We start from the raw sequence: 845 nt of genomic DNA on the forward strand, positions 1-845 counted from the left end.
TTATTATCAAAAGAAGCTCAATGGGATGACTTCAAAAGAAAAGAAAAGGTTCAAAAAGGACCCTCAAGCATTTAAATTGAGATACATTTTCCGTCAGTTTTATATCGATTTCCAGCCGTTATCCAAGGAATCACCAGAACTGCCGGCCGTGGACTTATCAAAGATTTATGCATCCCCACATACATTAGGATTGATCCTAACCTATCATGTAAACTATGGCCTTTCGGCCCGTAAAACAGCTGCGATTATGCAGGACGTACACGGAGTGATGATTTCACATCAGACTGTATTGAACTACGAAAATAGCGTAGCTTTATTACTTAAACCTTATGTGGATCACTATCCCTATGAACTTTCAGACCAATTCTGCGGTGATGAAACGTATATCAGAGTAAACGGTCGATGGCATTATTTATTTTTCTTTTTTGACGCCGTGAAAAAGATTATTCTTTCGTATCCGGTGTCGCCTAATCGAGACACAGCAACAGCCATTCGAGCAATTGATGAGGTCTTAATCAAGATGAAAGAGATTCCAGAAAATCTGACCTTTGTGGTAGACGGGAATCCAATCTATCTTTTAGCCCAACATTTCTTCGCTCAACATGGGATTTCATTCGATGTGAAGCAGGTCATTGGATTAACCAATGAGGACCCTGTTTCGACCGAATATAGACCACTGAAACAAATAATTGAGAGACTTAACCGCACCTTTAAGGGCAATTATCGCTCCACTCATGGATTCGGCTCTGAACATGGTTCCATTTCATACGTCACCTTATTTACGGCCTACTTTAACTTTTTGCGTCCGCATGCCGCCTTAGAAGGAAAAGTGCCCGTAGTGAATC

Annotated in this window: 1 protein-coding gene; it reads left to right on the top strand. The window is 40.8% G+C overall.

The features are described from left to right. Positions 1 to 845: DDE-type integrase/transposase/recombinase (locus ACFFHF_RS11800; RefSeq protein ID WP_377058218.1), on the top strand; the 845-nt coding region annotated here is incomplete at both ends.

It is taken from the genome of Robertmurraya beringensis, from assembly GCF_042433785.1.
In the GTDB taxonomy this organism is placed as follows: domain Bacteria; phylum Bacillota; class Bacilli; order Bacillales; family Cytobacillaceae; genus Robertmurraya_A; species Robertmurraya_A beringensis.